Below are 15,081 nucleotides of genomic sequence, written 5' to 3'. Positions count from 1 at the left end.
TTCCACTGCAAAGGTTGAACATGACAGAACGGTTCGAAGAGGCGGAGTTTGTCGACCCTCCGCGTATCTCGAGCGGCGTGCCCGGTCTCGATACCATCCTCGACGGGGGCCTCGATGAAAACCGGCTTTATCTCTACGAGGGCCGGCCTGGCACGGGCAAGACCACGATCGCCCTGCAATTTCTGCTCGAAGGTGTCCGCCAGGGAGAGCAGGTGCTTTACATCACCCTTTCCGAGACGGAACGCGAGCTGCAGCTTGTCGCCTCCCGTCACGGCTGGTCGCTCAAGGGTATCGAGGTCTTCGAACTCGTCCCTCCGGAGACCACGCTCGACCCCGACCGCGAGCTGACGGTCTTCCATCCGGCGGAAATGGAGCTCAACGAGACGACGAAGCTCATTCTCGATCGCGTCTCCGAACTCAACCCGAGGCGCGTGGTCATCGACAGCCTTTCCGAATTGCGCCTCCTCGCTCACAGTCCGCTGCGTTATCGGCGCCAGGTCCTGGCGCTGAAGCACTTCTTCGCCAGCCGGCAGTGCACCGTCATCCTTCTTGACGATCTGTCGTCTCAACAGAACGACCTGCAACTCCATTCGATTTCCCACGGGGTCGTGCTGCTGGAGCAGTTGGCGATCGACTTCGGCGCAGAACGGCGCCGCATGCGGGTCGTCAAGATGCGTGGCATCAAGTTTCGCGGCGGCTACCATGATTTCACGATCGAGAAGGGTGGTCTCCACATTTTTCCGCGCCTCATCGCTGCGGAGCATCATCAGGCTTTCGACGACGAGTTCACCTCCAGCGGGAACAAGGAAATCGACGACATGCTGGGCGGCGGGCTCGAGCGAGGTACCAACGTCCTGTTCCTGGGGGCCGCCGGGGTAGGAAAGTCGTCACTTGCCCTGACCTATGCCTTGGCGGCGGCAAACCGCGGCGAACATGCCGTCATTTATGCCTTCGATGAGGGGCGTGGAACGCTGCAGGCGCGGGCCAGGAACTTGGGTTTCGATCTTCAAACCCATCTGGACAGCGGGTTGATCCGGTTGCAGCAGATCGATCCTGCGGAACTATCTCCAGGGGAGTTTACCGCCAACGTCCAGAAAAGCGTGGAGGTCGACGGCGCGCGCGTCGTCGTCATCGACAGTTTGAATGGCTACATGAATGCGATGCCGGACGAGCGTTTTCTGGTCCTGCAGATGCACGAACTGCTGACCTACCTTGGCCAGCGTGGCGTACTGACCATCCTTGTCCTCGCACAGCATGGGCTCGTGGGCCCGCTCGAGGCTCCGCTCGACCTGAGCTATCTCAGCGATTCCGTCATCATGCTGCGGTATTTCGAAGTGCAGGGCACCGTGCGCCGAGCGATATCCGTCGTGAAAAAGCGAAGCGGCAGGCACGAGCACAGCGTGCGCGAGTTCAGGCTGTCCGACAATGGCATCAAACTCGGGCCGCCGACGCTCGAGTTCACCGGCGTGCTAGCCGGCTCGCCGTATTTTTCAGCCGCTCCTGTAACGAGTTCAGCAGACGGAAATGATGGCGCCAGGTGAAGACCAACCAGAACCCGTTATTGTCTTTGCTCCGGTCGGCAGAGATGCGGCCGCCTCAGTCGGCTTGCTCAATCGAAGCGGCATCGCGGCAAAGGCCTGTAACGATCTTCAAAACCTCACGGGAGCACTGCAGACCGGCGCTGCAGCCGCATTTATTGCCGAAGAGGCCCTGTTCGGAAAAGATGCGAGTTTGCTTTTCAAATGGGTTGCCGACCAGCCGCCATGGTCGGATCTTCCTTTTATCCTGCTGACCAGCCGCCAGGAGCAGACCGGCATCGAGGCATGGCGGCAGAAACTGATCGATTCCTTGCGCAACGTGTCCCTTCTGGAGCGCCCGATCCAGGCTCTGACCCTTGTCAGCACGATCCAATCGGCGCTTCGCGCGCGAGCCCGACAGTTGGAACTGCGTACGCTGCTGGAAGAGCGCGAGCAGGCCGCCCAGGAACTGGAGAAGCAGGTCATCGTGCGCACCCAGGAACTCAAAGCAGCAAACGAGGCCCTGCGCGACCAGATGACGGTGCGGGCGCATGTGGAGGAGAAGCTTCGGCAAGCCCAGAAGATCGAAGCGATCGGCCAATTGACTGGGGGCGTCGCTCACGATTTCAACAATCTGCTGATGGTGATTTCCGGAGGACTGGAAATGCTCGACCGCCAGACGGACCCGGCCAGGCGAAAACGCTTGATGGACGGCATGCGCCAAGCCGCCGAACGCGGATCGGGCCTGACACGGCAGCTTCTGGCTTTTTCCCGCCGGCAGGAACTCCGGCCGCAGACAGTCGATCTCGCCCGCCAGATCGGGGGGATGCGCGAACTGCTCGACCGCAGTCTGAGGGGCGATGTCCATGTCACCCTCGAGTTCTCACCTGATCTGTGGCCCGTCGAGGTTGACGCAAGCGAGCTGGAACTTGTTGTTCTCAATCTTGCAGTCAACGCCCGCGACGCGATGCCCAAAGGGGGCACGATAGAAATCCGCGCGGAAAACGTTCCTGTCTCGGATCAAGCCGGCCCCGCCAAGGACTTCGTCTGCCTTTCCGTCAGCGACAACGGCTCCGGAATGACCCGAGAGGTGCAGGCGCGCGTGTTCGAGCCGTTCTTTACCACCAAGGACATTGGCAAGGGATCCGGCCTTGGCCTTGCGCAGGTGCACGGTTTCGTCCAGCAGTCGGGCGGGAAGATAAAGATCGAAAGCGAAATCGGCCGGGGAACGAAAATAATCCTCTTGTTGCCGCGTTCTTCGAACCAGCCTGGACCGGATCAGCACAATCTGGTCGATCTGCACGTCGCGCGGCGACGCCCGGCTTCGGCGGGCAGCATCCTGCTGGTTGAAGACGACGACGAAGTCGCGGCTCTTGTCAGTGAAATGCTGGATGATCTTGGATTTCAGGTCGTCCGTGCCGCGACGGCTGCCGCTGCTCTCGGCGCGCTTGCGAACGGGCGGCGGGTGGACCTGGTATTTTCCGATATCATGATGCCTGGAGGAATGAACGGCGTGGAGTTGGCAAAGGAAATTCGCGCCCGCCGCACGGACCTGCCGATCCTGTTGACGAGTGGATATTCCGAGGTCGCCAAACAGGCGGCAGACGCGCAAGGCATCAAGATCCTGCGAAAACCTTACCAGCTTGCCGAACTGTCAGAGGCTCTTAAAGGAGCAATATTCAAGAACGACATCAACTGATGCCGCCAGACCGTGGATTGACAAACAATGCGAGGGGAGTTTTTCGTTCGGCCGAGCGAGGTGCGTCCGGCGACATACTTTTGCCGGCGCCGAATCTATCATTCTTCTGGCTAAACTAGAAGGAAGCACAACCGGGAATAACAAATCCTTTAATTATTTCTCCTAGGATCACGGAGTTGGAGGGGTAGATGAAGGATTTTCTGGAAAGCAAAGCCGGCAGGCAGCTGGCGCAAGTGACGGCAGTCGCGATGGTTTTGCTCATCGGCTGTATAGCTTATGACGACCTGCTGCTGGAGCTGGTTCAGTCGATCAGTGCGGGAAAAGCCCATCTCATCATTATCGTACTCATCGTTGCAGGGCTTGCGAGCTTCGCCTATTCGGTGCTGCGCATTCTCGATATGCGCAGTGAAATGATGAATCGCCGGAAGGCCTTCAATGAGGCTGACCATATCGCCACGCACGATCATCTGACGAAACTTCCCAACCGCTATGCCTTCGACAGGTTCGTCCTTTCGCACCCCGATGAAAGGCAGCAGGAAACGGACGAGGATAACGGGCGGCAGACCGCAACGGTGTTTTCGATCGATCTCGACGGCTTCAAGAAGGTCAATGACCTTCTCGGCCATCAGGGCGGCGACGTCCTGCTGAAGGAAGTGTCACGGCGCATCTGCGCATTGGCTGAATACGAATGCGTCTTCCGCTTCGGCGGCGACGAGTTCGTCGCCGTGGCTCGTAATCTCTTGCCGGAAAAGGAGGAGCTCTTCGCGCAGCTGCTCATCCACTCGGTTTCCCGACCGGTCCGCATCGGCACTCTGTTGACGCAAGTCGGTGCCAGCGTCGGTTATGCGCGCCTGCCGGACCACGGTAGCTCGCTCGAGGAAGTCTGCCATCGGTCGGACGTCGCGCTATACGAGGCGAAGAGCCGAGGTCACAATCAATATTCCCTGTTCCAGCCTGAAATGCAGGAAAAGGTCTCTGAGCGCGCCAAACTCGAAGGCGACCTTCGCCGGGCCATCGACGAGGGCAAGATCGAACCCTTCTACCAGCCGCTGATCAATCTCAGGACAGGTGAACTCTGCGGTTTCGAAGCGCTTGCCCGGTGGAACAAGGACGGCGTATTCGTCTCACCGCAACACTTCATTGCCGTGGCCGAAGAGACCGGCCTCATTACCACGCTCTTCGAGCAGCTTCTGTCGAAAGCCTGCCGCGATGCGCAGCTTTGGCCGGGAACATTGTCGCTCTCCTTCAACGTGTCGCCGGTCCAGATGGAAGACAGGCTGCTCGCAAGCCGTGTTCTCCACATCCTGCAGCAGACCGGCCTACAGGCGTCCAGGCTGGAAATCGAGATTACCGAAAATGCTCTGATCGACGACCCGGACCTTGCCGCCGCGACGATCGAGCAATTCCATGCCGCCGGCATCCAGGTGGCGCTGGATGATTTCGGAACCGGATATTCAAGCCTGGCGCAGTTGGCGCGCTTCAAGTTCGACAAGATCAAGATCGACAAGAGCTTTGTCTCAAGTTTTACCCACAACGACAAGAACGCCAAAATCATCGACGCCGTGCTTGGCTTAAGCCGCAGTCTCAACCTCAAGACCACGGTCGAAGGGATCGAGGAGAACGCCCAGCTCGCCTACTTCCTTGGCCAGGGCTGCGATATAGGGCAGGGCTATATCTTCGGCAAGGCAATGCCTCAATCGGAAGTGGCCGGCTTCGTCAACAACCGTAGGCAGGCATTGAGCGCCTGAGCGAAGCCTGTCCGAGAAGAGGCGAGCGGAAGGTCCTGGCCGAGAAGTATCGGCGGTGTCGCCATCTTCAGGGCCAGGGGATTTAATGTGGCGCGGGAGCTATACGGCTGCCCGTGCCTCCGGCTCAAGCTGTGAGCGAAGCACGAAGCCGTTCTGCGGGCGCTTGAGGCCGAGGTTCTCCCGCAGGGTCGTTCCTTCATATTCATGTCGGAAAAGGCCGCGCTTGCGCAGGATCGGCACGACCTGGTCGACGAAGTCCGTCAATCCGGCGGGCAGGATCGGTGGCATGATATTGAAAGCGTCGGCAGCGCCATTCTCGAACCATTCCTGCATCGCGTCGGCAATCTGTTCCGGCGTGCCGATCACCGTTCGATGGCCGCGAGCGGTCGCAACCGCCAGATAGAACTGGCGCAGCGTCAGATTGTTGCGCGATACCAGATCGGTGACCAGCTTGAGGCGGCTTTTGTTGAGTTCCGTATCCTGCGGCAGGGGCGGAGCGGGATCGTCCAGCGAATAACCGGAGAGGTCGACGCCCTTGTAGTGGCGGGCAAGGATGTTCCAGGCGATCGAGGGGTGAACGAGCGACTGGATATAGTCGTAGTTCTCCTGTGCTTGCCTTTCGGTGCCACCGAGAACGGGGAATATGCCGGGGCTGATCAACAAGTCGTCCTGGCTGCGTCCATAACGGGCAAGCCGCCCCTTGACGTCGGAATAAAATTCCTGGGCGTCCTCGAGCGTCTGGTTGGCAGTGAAGATCATCTCGGCGGTTCTGGCGGCCAGCTCGCGGCCGGGTTCCGATGCGCCGGCCTGGACAATCACCGGATAACCCTGCACCGGACGGCCGACATTGAGCGGACCGGTGACAGAGAAGAACTGACCCTTGTGGTCGACGAGATGCACCTTGTCCGGGTCGAGATAGACGCCGCTTTCCTTGTCGCGGATGAAGGCGTCGTCCTCGTAGCTGTCCCACAGCCCTTTCACCAGATCGACGAATTCCTCGGCGCGCGCGTAGCGGTAGGCATGGGCGGGATGACCGGGGATGGAGAAGTTTTTGGAAACATCCGCGCCTGTCGTCACCACATTCCAGGCCGCCCGGCCCTTGGAGATATAGTCGAGCGAGGCGAATTTGCGCGCCAGAAGGTAGGGGTCCTCATAGGTGGTGGATGCCGTGGCGACGAAGCCGATATGGCTCGTGGTCTGCGACAGCGCGGCCCACAGGGTCACCGGTTCGAAATGGGCACCCTGCGAGGAACGGCGAAGCGCCTCCGGGTCCTTGGCGCGCTCCCAGCCGGCCGGGCTGTCGGCCACGAAGACCAGATCGAACTTGCCCCGTTCCGCCGTCTGCGCCAGTTCGCGGTAGTGATCGATATTCAGTCCCGCGTCGGCCTGCGAAGCCGGATGGCGCCAGGCTGCCACATGATGGCCCGTCGCCATGATGAAGGCCCCTAGCCGCATCTGTCTCTTCTGTTTACTCATTGACGTGTCCTCCGTTCGAGGCGTTGAGATTGAGCTGACCCTTGCTGGTCATGATGACAACTTCCGTTGGATTTCAGGCGACCCGCCGTCCGGGCGTTTCAACCCCCAGCCGGCTCAAAAGCTGGGTGCGGATCTTTGCAAAGCGTGGATCGCCATGATCGCGCGGCGTCGGCAGATCGATCCGCAGGTCCTCGATCAGATGACCTTCGTCGATAACCAGTATCCGGTCGGCGAGCGAGATTGCCTCGTCGACGTCGTGGGTGACGAGCAACACGGCCGGCCGATGTCTTGCGCACAATTCCCGCAGCAGGTCGTGCATCTTCAGCCGGGTCAGTGCGTCGAGGGCGCCGAACGGCTCGTCGGCCAGAAGCAGGGACGGCTGGCGGACCAGCGAGCGGGCAAGAGCGACCCTCTGCTGTTCGCCGCCCGAGAGCTGGTTTGGCCAGGCCGCTTCGCGCCCCTCGAGCCCGACTTCGGCCAGTGCTTTTCTGCCTGCTTCCTGCCCGGCAGCCCCCGGCAGACCGAGAGTGACGTTCTGGATCACGGTGCGCCAAGGCAGAAGACGTGCATCCTGGAAAACCACGGAAAGGTTTTCCGGAGTTTCAAGCGTGCCGGTTCCCTGGACGTCGTGATCGAGGCCGGCGAGCGCCTTGAGGAAGGTGCTTTTGCCGGAGCCGCTCCTGCCGAGCAGGGCAACGAACTCCCCTTCGGCGATATCGAGATCCACGCGATCCAGGATCGTCTTGGTGGCGAACCGGCGCACGAGGTTGCGGACATGCACGGCTCTGGATGCGGACTTCAGTTGGCTAGAGTGCGGCGCCATGAGAGGACCCTCCGTTCGAGCAGGCGGACAAGACCGTCCGAGACAAGGCCGAGCAGTACATAGACGACCAGGCCGACGAGGATGACATCGGTTTGCCCATAGTTGCGGGCGAGGTCGATCATGTAACCGAGCCCGCTGGTGGCGTTGATCTGCTCGACCACGACAAGCGAAACCCAGCAGAGAGTGACGGCAAACCGCAGGCCCAGAAGAAAGCCGGGCAATGCGCCGGGCAGCACCACCTGAAAGATAAAATCCTTCTGGCTCATGCGCAGGGTCTCGGCCAGTTCGACGTAGCGGCTGTCGATGCCGCGCAGCGCATTATGGGTGTGGATGTAAATGGGTATGATGACCGCAAGGGCGATCGTGGTGACCTTCATGCCTTCGCCGATGCCGAACCACAGGATCAGCAGAGGGATCAGAGCCAGCGTGGGGATGGCGCGCTTGATCTGAACAGGGCCGTCGATCAGTGCTTCGCCGATCCGGGAAAGACCGGCGGTGACGGCCAGGATCGTGCCGATGACCAGACCGATGCTGAGCCCAAGCAAGGCACGCGTCGCCGATGTCACGAAGTTGTCCTGCAGCCGGCCTTGCTCGATGAGCCTTCCAAAAGCCTCGACGACCGTCCAGGGCGCAGAGAGGATGCGCGGATCGATCCACCCGAGAGCCGAGCCGCCTACCCATAGCAGCACCAGCAATGCCGGCCCGATTTGAAGCCCGAATGGTATCGCCGGTCCCGGCCCCAGTCTCCGGCGGCTCCGGGACGTGACGGGCCTCGCCACGGCTGGAACGATATATGCACTTTCACGGCTGGAAGACCGGGATGATTTCGCCTCATCCGCATCCCAAATGGTTGCCATGCTTCGGATCTCCTCTTGGATGATGCAGGGGGATTACTGGCTCTTCGCCAAGGCGGCGGAGGCGGTCTTTTCGAACCGGTTGTCGAAGATCTTTTCCACGTCGAAGGGCTTGTAGCCGAGCTCCGCCGCCAGCAGGTTGATCGTCTCCTGGTGCCGCTTTTTCACCTCGTTCCAATCTCCCGAAACAACCTGCTCCCCGGTCAGCTTGACCAGATATTCGCCGTCATCCTGGCTCAGACCCTGCTGGCCGACATAATATTCCTTGATCCAGATCTCCGGATTCTTGTTCACCCACTCGGTGGCGCGTGCCCAAAGCCCGACATATTCGGCGAGAGCCGCGGCCTTCGCCGGATCGTCGAGCACCCATTGCGGTGCATAGAGATGGCCCGGATCATCACGCAGTCCGTGTTCGACGAGCGTCGCGCCATCGCCGCCGTACTGGGCGATATAACGCCTTATATAGACGCCCCCGAGCGGCGCGACATCGACCTGCTTGCTGGCCAGCGCCTTCGGATAGACATCGCCGGTGCTCGGCAGTTCGACCAGGGTGACGTCGCTTTTCTTGAGGCCTGCGGCATGGAGGGCGCGCAGAACGAGTGCTCCCTGGGCCTGGCCGGGGCTGAAGGCGATGCGCTTGCCGCGGAAATCGGCCAGCGTCTTGATGCCAGCGCCGGGCGCCACTCCGAAGCGGTAGATGGGATTGGCAATCGGGTCGCGGCGTTCGCGATAGGCGATGTTGCGAACCGGCAGGTTGTTCCAGTTGGCGAAGATCGAAGGGATTTCGGCCACCGACCCGACGTCGAGCGCCTTGGCACGGAATGCTTCCGAGGTCTGCGGGCCGCCACTGATATTGGCCCATTTGACTTCAAACGACAGTTCCTTGATCAATCCGGAGACCTCCAGCGCCTTCTGCGTCACCGGATCGCCGACCGTCAGGACCGTTCCGGGCGGCACCTTCGGAAGAAGGGGCGCGTTCGTCTGGGCCGCGACCACCCCGCTCATGGTGCCGAAGGCAAGCAGGCCGAGCAGGACCGTTCTCACAGTTTTTACCAATGTCATCGTTGATCTTCCCCTCATCGGTTGCAGGACACGAAAGTCGATGCACGGAAGGGTGGGATATTTTCTATAAAAGAAATAGACTATTTAATTTAAGAATGCGGCGGATAGTGAAATATCATCCCAACATGTCGACCGAGGACACGAGAACCGGCGACCCGGTGCGGCATTTCGTTTTCTTGCTTGGACGCTACAGGGCCTGCCCATGATACGCCGAAAGCGCCGGCACATCATCTATAAGCCTCTGCGCCAGGGTCTGCTGCGTGGCGACGTCGCCGCGATAACGTGCCTCAAGAAATTCGCGATGGACGTTCCGTGCCGCCTCGGAAGTTTCACGAAGCACGGTGCAGACGGGAACCTCTTCCGTCTTGCCTTTAACCGTGATGCGGTCGAGTTCGAAGACTGCGAAAATATCGTCCACTGCCTGTGCGGTCCTCTCACCTAGCAGCAGTGGCACGCCATAAGCCTTTGATGCGGATTCAAGTCGAGCTGCCAGATTGACGGCGTCTCCAAGCGCGGAATAGTCGAAACGGCTCGTCGAGCCCATGTTACCGACCACGCATTCGCCAGTATTGATGCCGATTCCGATCGCCAGCGGATAATAAGTCCGTCCTGCCGCCTCCGCTTCGGCCTCCAGATCGTCGTTCAGCGCCTGCATCGAGTCGAGCATATCAAGCGCGGCGGCTACCGCATGGGCCGCATGTGCAGCGTCGTCGAGCGGCGCATTCCAGAAGGCCATCAGGCAGTCGCCGATATATTTGTCGATCGTGCCGCCATGCGAAAGCGCAATATCGGACAGCGGCGTCAGCAGCCGGTTAATCAGCATCGTCAACTGTTGCGGATCGTCCTTGAGTTGCTCGGCAATGGTGGTGAAGCCCCGTACATCGCAGAACAGGATCGAAAGCTCGCGCTTCTCGCCGCCGAGCTTCAGCTTGGATGGATCGCGAGCGAGTTGATCGACCAGGGCAGGCGCCAGATATTGCGAGAAAGCTCGGATGATCTGCCGGCGGCTCTTCCGCTCCTGGGCGTAGTCGAGCGCTGCCTGTGCCGCGGTCATGCCGGCAAAGGCGAGGGACGCCGCTATAGGTGACAGGAAGACGCGGCCGAAACGCAGGGTGACGTAGCTGCCGATGAACAGCACGACGATCACCACCGCGCCGCCCGCCACCGTGTGCCAGCCCGTACCCTTCCAGATGAGCACCGCCGCCGCCACGACCGCGACCAGAAGCAGCAATTGTCTCATCGGGCGACTGGCTTCGGTGATTGATTTCTTGAGCCGCAGGTTGTCGAAAATGGTCGCCTGAACTTCGGCGCCGGCCAACAGCTTGCCGTCGTGAATCGTATGGGAGGTCGGGAAGGCGTCGGCTCCGCCATTGTCGATCGACGGTGCATTCTGCAGGCTCAGCCCGACGATGGCGATCCGGTCCTTGAACAGCCCCGGCGGCAGGAAATTTTCAGGATCCAGAGCCTGATAATAGGACACCGTCGGATAGGCGCGGGGACCGCCGAACACCTGAATAAGGCTTCCAGGCTCCGGCTGATCCACCTCGATGCCCGCGGCCGTCGCGACCACGGCGGCAAAGCCGTCGACAAAGTCCGGCATGTCCCGCAGCACGCCGTCTCGATGCAGGCCGACCGAGGCGATGCCTGTTGGCGCTTGCCTGTCGGAGAACATCTGCAGCGGCATGACCCGGATGAACTGGTCGGCCTGGTTAGAGGTTACGAGCGTCTCGTCGCCCGCCAGCACGACATCCGGCCCGAGCGTGGCGGCAAGCGCCTCGTCCTCGGCCGGCGCAGACGGTTCGGAAAAAATGATGTCGAGGCCGATCACTTTGGCGCCGGCGGCGCGCAGCCGGGAGACCAGCTTTGCATGCAGGCCGCGTGGCCACGGCCACTGCACGTTGACCTCCGCGAGCGACGGCTCGTCGATCGCCACGACGATCGGCCCTCCCTGCGCAATCGGCTCAGCCGGGACGGTCGAAAGATAGTCGAATGCCCGATAGTCGATCAGCGGCCATCCCGGCAGGCGCGTGAGGAGCGCTGCCGCAGCGAAGAAGAATGCCGCCAGAATGGCAACCTGCACGCTGCGCGACGAGAAGAAGCGCAGCGTTGAAAAGGAGAAACCGCGCCGGCCGGCCATTAGAACCGAACTTTGAGCGTGCCCCGGAAGGACCGGCCCCAACCGGGTGTGTTGCCGTTGAGCTGAATGTTCTCATCCAGAAGGTTATAGGCGGCGAGTTCTAGTTCAAACAGCTTGTCAAACGGCTCCCAGGTAAGGCTTGCATCGAGCGTCCAGAAATCATCAAGATTGAGGCCGGCCTCGTTGACGCGTTCCCCCACATAGTTTGCCGCGATTGTCGCCTTGACGTTCGCTTCGTTCACCCAGGTGAGCGCAACCTGACCAGCCCATTCGGGAATATAAGGTATTTGCCCGCCGGCAAGGGGCACGCTGCTTCGGTCGTCGGTCTCAGAATAGGCGATGGTTGAAGACAATCCAAAACCATGACCAAGCAGAAAGTTGGCGCTCAAGCTGGTGCGATTGATTGTCCCTCTATCTATATCCGCTGTGGTAGCCAGCAGAGGTATGGAAATGCTCGCATCACGAACCTCTTGATGCTGGAATTCTGCTGCAGTGAAAACATTTGGCGTCCATTCTGCATCCCAACGGACCGCGTAGACATCGGAATACCCCGTCGGATTGATGCTGGCCTGGTTCTGTTGCAACCCCACAACTCCGATCGGCGACAGCGTCGGAGTTGTCGTATCCAAACTGTTGCGCATGAAGCCCCCGCGGAGCCATTGGCCTTCGCTGGGCGACCAAGCGGCACCTATACGTGGCCCCAACCGGAATTCGCTCGTCGCGTCGTTATCGAGATATGTTCCAAATAGAGCATACTCCAACTTCAGGTCGGGACCAACCTCATGAAGAAGATCAACATAGACGCGGCCGATAGTACTGCGGTTCGACGCTTCACCCTCCGCAAATCCTCCGAACAAAAGATCTTCATCTCGTTGGAACTGGCGCGCGTCCACCCATCCCCCCTCGATCCCATATCGCCAAGTGAAATCGCCAACCGCAACATTGTGGTTTGCTGCCGCAATGTAGCTGTTTTGCTCCAGTTCGCCTGTCGAACGTCGAATAGGCAGAGGGAGGCCGAAGACATCGGCCTCCTGATAGAATTCCGAATCCCGGCGGAAACCGCTGTACATGATCGCCAAATTCACCACATCCCGGTAGCCAAGCGTATGGCTCCAACCAATTCCGGCGTTCGTCCCCCTTGCGTTAAAATCCTGCCTGTCGATGGCCGGGAGACCGAAAAAGGGATCGATATCCGGGAACTCGATATTCAAGTCGGCTTTTGAGTGGTTGAAATAAGCCACTATCCGATCGTATGGGGTCGGGCTGGCGGTGAGATAGCCGTTGCCGCCGATGACCTTATTCTCGGTGTCGAGGTCCGATGGGCCTAAGAAATCCCGGCTGTCCGGCACCTTCTGCCATTGCAAATTCCCATAGAAGCTGATCGGGAACGGCAGGTTGCTGTATCCCTGGATCTCCCCCTCACCGATATATCCGAGTTCTCCGCCGGCAGTGTTGATCCCTCCGCCGATCGAACCTTCGAAGAACGGCCGTCTCATGATGTTGGCGGAGCGCGAGCGGCCGGAAATGATATGCGGCTCGAGCATCAGGCCCTGCAGGAAGGACGAGAACGCCTGCCCGTTCGGCGCGTTGGTGATGACGTTGTCGCCGTAGAAGTAGTTGTTGACGAAGGGGTTGGCGCTGCCGTGGATGCTCTGGTCGATATAGGCGGTGCCGGCGAACGGATCGAAGGCGGCGTCGCTGTAATATTCGCCCCAGGCGTTCATGCCCTGCAGTCGGAACGCATCGTTCAGCGTCGACCCGGCCTGCTGGTTGGCGCCGAGCGAGGTGAAATCGCCGCCGCGGGCTTTGGAGCGCTTGAGATATTCCTGCGCGTTGCGGATGGCGCCTTCCGAATCGTAATTGTCGATCGCGATTGCCGTGCGCAGGGCGGATATTATCGGATCGTTATCGTCGAGCCGTTCGGCATTTTCCGTCGCCTGCTCGGCCGGCACCCGGTCGCCTTTTTCGTAATTCGCGGCCGCAAGCAGCAATTGCGCTTGCGAATAGGCCGGATTGGCCACGCTTGCCGCGAGCAGGTCGTCGACGGCCTTGTCCAGCTCTCCGGTCTGCAGATAGTAGCGACCGCGCGCCACGAGCGTGATGTCGAAGGCCGGATCGATGGCGAGCGCTGTGTCGATCTCGCGCTTGGCATCCTCGATCCGGCCGATATCAAGATAGAAGATCGCCAGGTTGGAATGGGCGAGCGGGTCCTGCGGATCGAGCTCGATCGACTTCTTGAAGGCGGCTTCGGCCTCGCGGTTGGCGTTTCGTGCGGCCTGGATGTTGCCGATCGCGTTCCAGGTCGTCGAGCCCCCGGGTGCGACCTTGATGGCCGCTTCGAGGTCGGCGAGCGCGCCCTGATAATCGCCCTTGAAGCCCGCGCGGAAATGCGAACGAGCCTCGAGCGCCGTCGGCTCAGCGGGATCGATCGCAAGCGACCGGTTGAGCGCCTCCTCCGCCTGGGCGCGATCGTTCAGCAAGACCGCAAGCCAGCCGCGATAGGCAGGCAGTTCCGGATCGTCCGGATACTGGCGCTCAGCCTCCTTGAGGACCTTGATTGCCGCCCCCAGGTCCTGCAGGAAGCCGAGCGCGTAGGCGCGCAGAAATGCGCCGTCCGGTCCCCCCACCTGCGGCGGCAGTGCTTCGACCCGGTTGGGATCGGCAAGCGCCCGGGCATAATAGCCGCCGTAAAGTGCGATGCCCCGTCGTTTGGAATCCAGGCCGCGCTGCGCCTTCTCGAACAGCTTCGCGGCTTCCGCATAGCGGGTTTCGCTTGCGGCGAGGACTGCCTCGATCAATGTCACTCGGGCCTTCTGCGAGGCGGAAAGCCGCTGGCCCTTGGCCTTGGCAAGCGTCTGCCGCGCCCGCTGGCGACCCTCGAGCGAAAGCTGGGCCTCGGCAAGCGAGACCCAATCCTCCGCGCTGCGCCGTTCGGCGGGGATCGCCGTGATGCGATCGGCATTGCGGCGCATTTCGGCAACCGGTTGGGCTGACGGCGGCATCCGCTCGAATGCCTGGCGCGGCGGCAGGAAGAACAGCATCTGCTCGCGGTCGTCGGAATCGACGATGACGACCTTGTGCGGCGCCTGGCCGATCGAGGCGACGGCTCCCTCGCCCTGGCGCACTTCGACGCTGCCCTGCGGATTGCTGAGCTGCACGATGCCCTCGAGGACGTTGAGCGAGGTTTGGTCGCCCTTGACCGTCATCGTCCAGTCGGTGCCACGGATCGCCGCGGCCGCCGCCGGCGTCTCGACCCGGACACCAGGCCCGCCGCGTTCCGCGCGTGCCCAGATGGTACCGGACTGAAGCTCCAATATGGTGTCGGCGCTGGTGCTGGCGGTGATCTGCTTGACAACCAACGAGGAATTGCGGCCGAGCCGGACCTGCGTCCGATCGGAAAAGAGGATCGCCAGCTGGCCGGTCGCATTGGTACGCAGCACGTCGCCGGTGACGAGGTCTTGCTTCAGGTCGACGAACTGCCAGCTGGACACGTCGATAAAGCGGACTTCCTCGCCTGCCTTGCGCGCAATGACTGCCCCGGCAGGCTGCCCCGATCGTTGCACAGGCTCTGCCGCTGCCGGCGACGCTAGTCCGCCAGCAAGTATAGGCAGCGCGACCGCTGCAAGATAAAAACGATTGATCGCCCCCGACATGCTTCACCACTGCTTTTAAACCTGGCAAGTGTCAAGATAGCCTTTAGAAACGGCATTGCTTTTCGGCCAGAGTGTATTAACAGGGAAACAGTTCGGAACTGAGGAAAAGCAA

At 60.8% G+C, this 15,081-nt stretch carries 9 protein-coding genes and 1 pseudogene; 4 read left to right on the top strand and 6 right to left on the bottom strand.

Annotation, left to right across the window (positions count from 1 at the left end; translation table 11 throughout):
- Positions 1-20: 20 nt before the first annotated feature.
- From AC1D3C_RS01195 to AC1D3C_RS01180, 4 genes and pseudogenes are all read left to right on the top strand, one after another.
- Positions 21-1,541, top strand: coding sequence for an ATPase domain-containing protein (locus tag AC1D3C_RS01195; RefSeq protein WP_051900666.1), 1,521 nt, complete (start codon positions 21-23; stop codon positions 1,539-1,541).
- Positions 1,525-2,241: pseudogene (locus tag AC1D3C_RS01190) on the top strand (sensor histidine kinase); the annotation flags it as partial. The gene AC1D3C_RS01195 and the pseudogene AC1D3C_RS01190, both read left to right, overlap by 17 nt.
- A 102-nt stretch (positions 2,242-2,343) precedes the next feature.
- Positions 2,344-3,216 carry an ATP-binding protein gene (locus tag AC1D3C_RS01185; protein ID WP_309500811.1) on the top strand — a complete coding sequence of 291 codons (873 nt, stop codon included), beginning with the start codon at positions 2,344-2,346 and terminating at the stop codon, positions 3,214-3,216.
- Between the two features lie 188 nt (positions 3,217-3,404).
- Entirely contained in the window at positions 3,405-4,964 is a 1,560-nt protein-coding gene (locus tag AC1D3C_RS01180) for a putative bifunctional diguanylate cyclase/phosphodiesterase (RefSeq protein WP_040125586.1), read from the top strand.
- Between the two features lie 99 nt (positions 4,965-5,063).
- On the opposite strand, the gene AC1D3C_RS01175 is transcribed toward AC1D3C_RS01180, so the two are convergent.
- The 6 genes from AC1D3C_RS01175 to AC1D3C_RS01150 form a co-directional block, all read right to left on the bottom strand.
- Positions 5,064-6,440: an LLM class flavin-dependent oxidoreductase gene (locus AC1D3C_RS01175; protein ID WP_040125585.1), complete on the bottom strand. Its 1,377-nt coding sequence runs from the start codon at positions 6,438-6,440 to the stop codon at positions 5,064-5,066.
- 73 nt (positions 6,441-6,513) lie between these two features.
- Positions 6,514-7,263 carry an ABC transporter ATP-binding protein gene (locus tag AC1D3C_RS01170; RefSeq protein WP_040125584.1) on the bottom strand — a complete coding sequence of 250 codons (750 nt, stop codon included), beginning with the start codon at positions 7,261-7,263 and terminating at the stop codon, positions 6,514-6,516.
- A complete protein-coding gene (locus tag AC1D3C_RS01165; protein WP_040125928.1) occupies positions 7,239-8,120 on the bottom strand; it encodes an ABC transporter permease in 882 nt (293 codons plus the stop codon). Before AC1D3C_RS01165 ends, AC1D3C_RS01170 begins: the two co-directional genes overlap by 25 nt.
- Before the next feature lie 33 nt (positions 8,121-8,153).
- Positions 8,154-9,179 (bottom strand): ABC transporter substrate-binding protein, encoded by a 1,026-nt coding sequence (locus AC1D3C_RS01160; protein WP_040125583.1) that lies wholly within the window; start codon positions 9,177-9,179, stop codon positions 8,154-8,156.
- A gap of 187 nt (positions 9,180-9,366) precedes the next feature.
- Positions 9,367-11,316 carry an adenylate/guanylate cyclase domain-containing protein gene (locus tag AC1D3C_RS01155; protein ID WP_051900663.1) on the bottom strand — a complete coding sequence of 650 codons (1,950 nt, stop codon included), beginning with the start codon at positions 11,314-11,316 and terminating at the stop codon, positions 9,367-9,369.
- Positions 11,316-14,969, bottom strand: coding sequence for a FecR domain-containing protein (locus AC1D3C_RS01150; protein ID WP_051900661.1), 3,654 nt, complete (start codon positions 14,967-14,969; stop codon positions 11,316-11,318). Before AC1D3C_RS01150 ends, AC1D3C_RS01155 begins: the two co-directional genes overlap by 1 nt.
- Positions 14,970-15,081: the final 112 nt, after the last annotated feature.

It is taken from the genome of Neorhizobium sp. P1_A6, from assembly GCF_056406795.1.
The sequence above is the reverse complement of the archived record's forward strand: the minus strand, read 5'-3'. Positions and strand labels throughout refer to the sequence as shown.

Coding starts and splice junctions, on each gene's coding strand:
- AC1D3C_RS01170 (WP_040125584.1), bottom strand. CDS start 7,263: ATGGCGCCGCACTCTAGCCAACTGAAGTCCGCATCCAGAGCCGTGCAT.
- AC1D3C_RS01185 (WP_309500811.1), top strand. CDS start 2,344: ATGCGCGAACTGCTCGACCGCAGTCTGAGGGGCGATGTCCATGTCACC.
- AC1D3C_RS01195 (WP_051900666.1), top strand. CDS start 21: ATGACAGAACGGTTCGAAGAGGCGGAGTTTGTCGACCCTCCGCGTATC.
- AC1D3C_RS01180 (WP_040125586.1), top strand. CDS start 3,405: ATGAAGGATTTTCTGGAAAGCAAAGCCGGCAGGCAGCTGGCGCAAGTG.
- AC1D3C_RS01160 (WP_040125583.1), bottom strand. CDS start 9,179: ATGACATTGGTAAAAACTGTGAGAACGGTCCTGCTCGGCCTGCTTGCC.
- AC1D3C_RS01165 (WP_040125928.1), bottom strand. CDS start 8,120: ATGGCAACCATTTGGGATGCGGATGAGGCGAAATCATCCCGGTCTTCC.
- AC1D3C_RS01155 (WP_051900663.1), bottom strand. CDS start 11,316: ATGGCCGGCCGGCGCGGTTTCTCCTTTTCAACGCTGCGCTTCTTCTCG.
- AC1D3C_RS01175 (WP_040125585.1), bottom strand. CDS start 6,440: ATGAGTAAACAGAAGAGACAGATGCGGCTAGGGGCCTTCATCATGGCG.
- AC1D3C_RS01150 (WP_051900661.1), bottom strand. CDS start 14,969: ATGTCGGGGGCGATCAATCGTTTTTATCTTGCAGCGGTCGCGCTGCCT.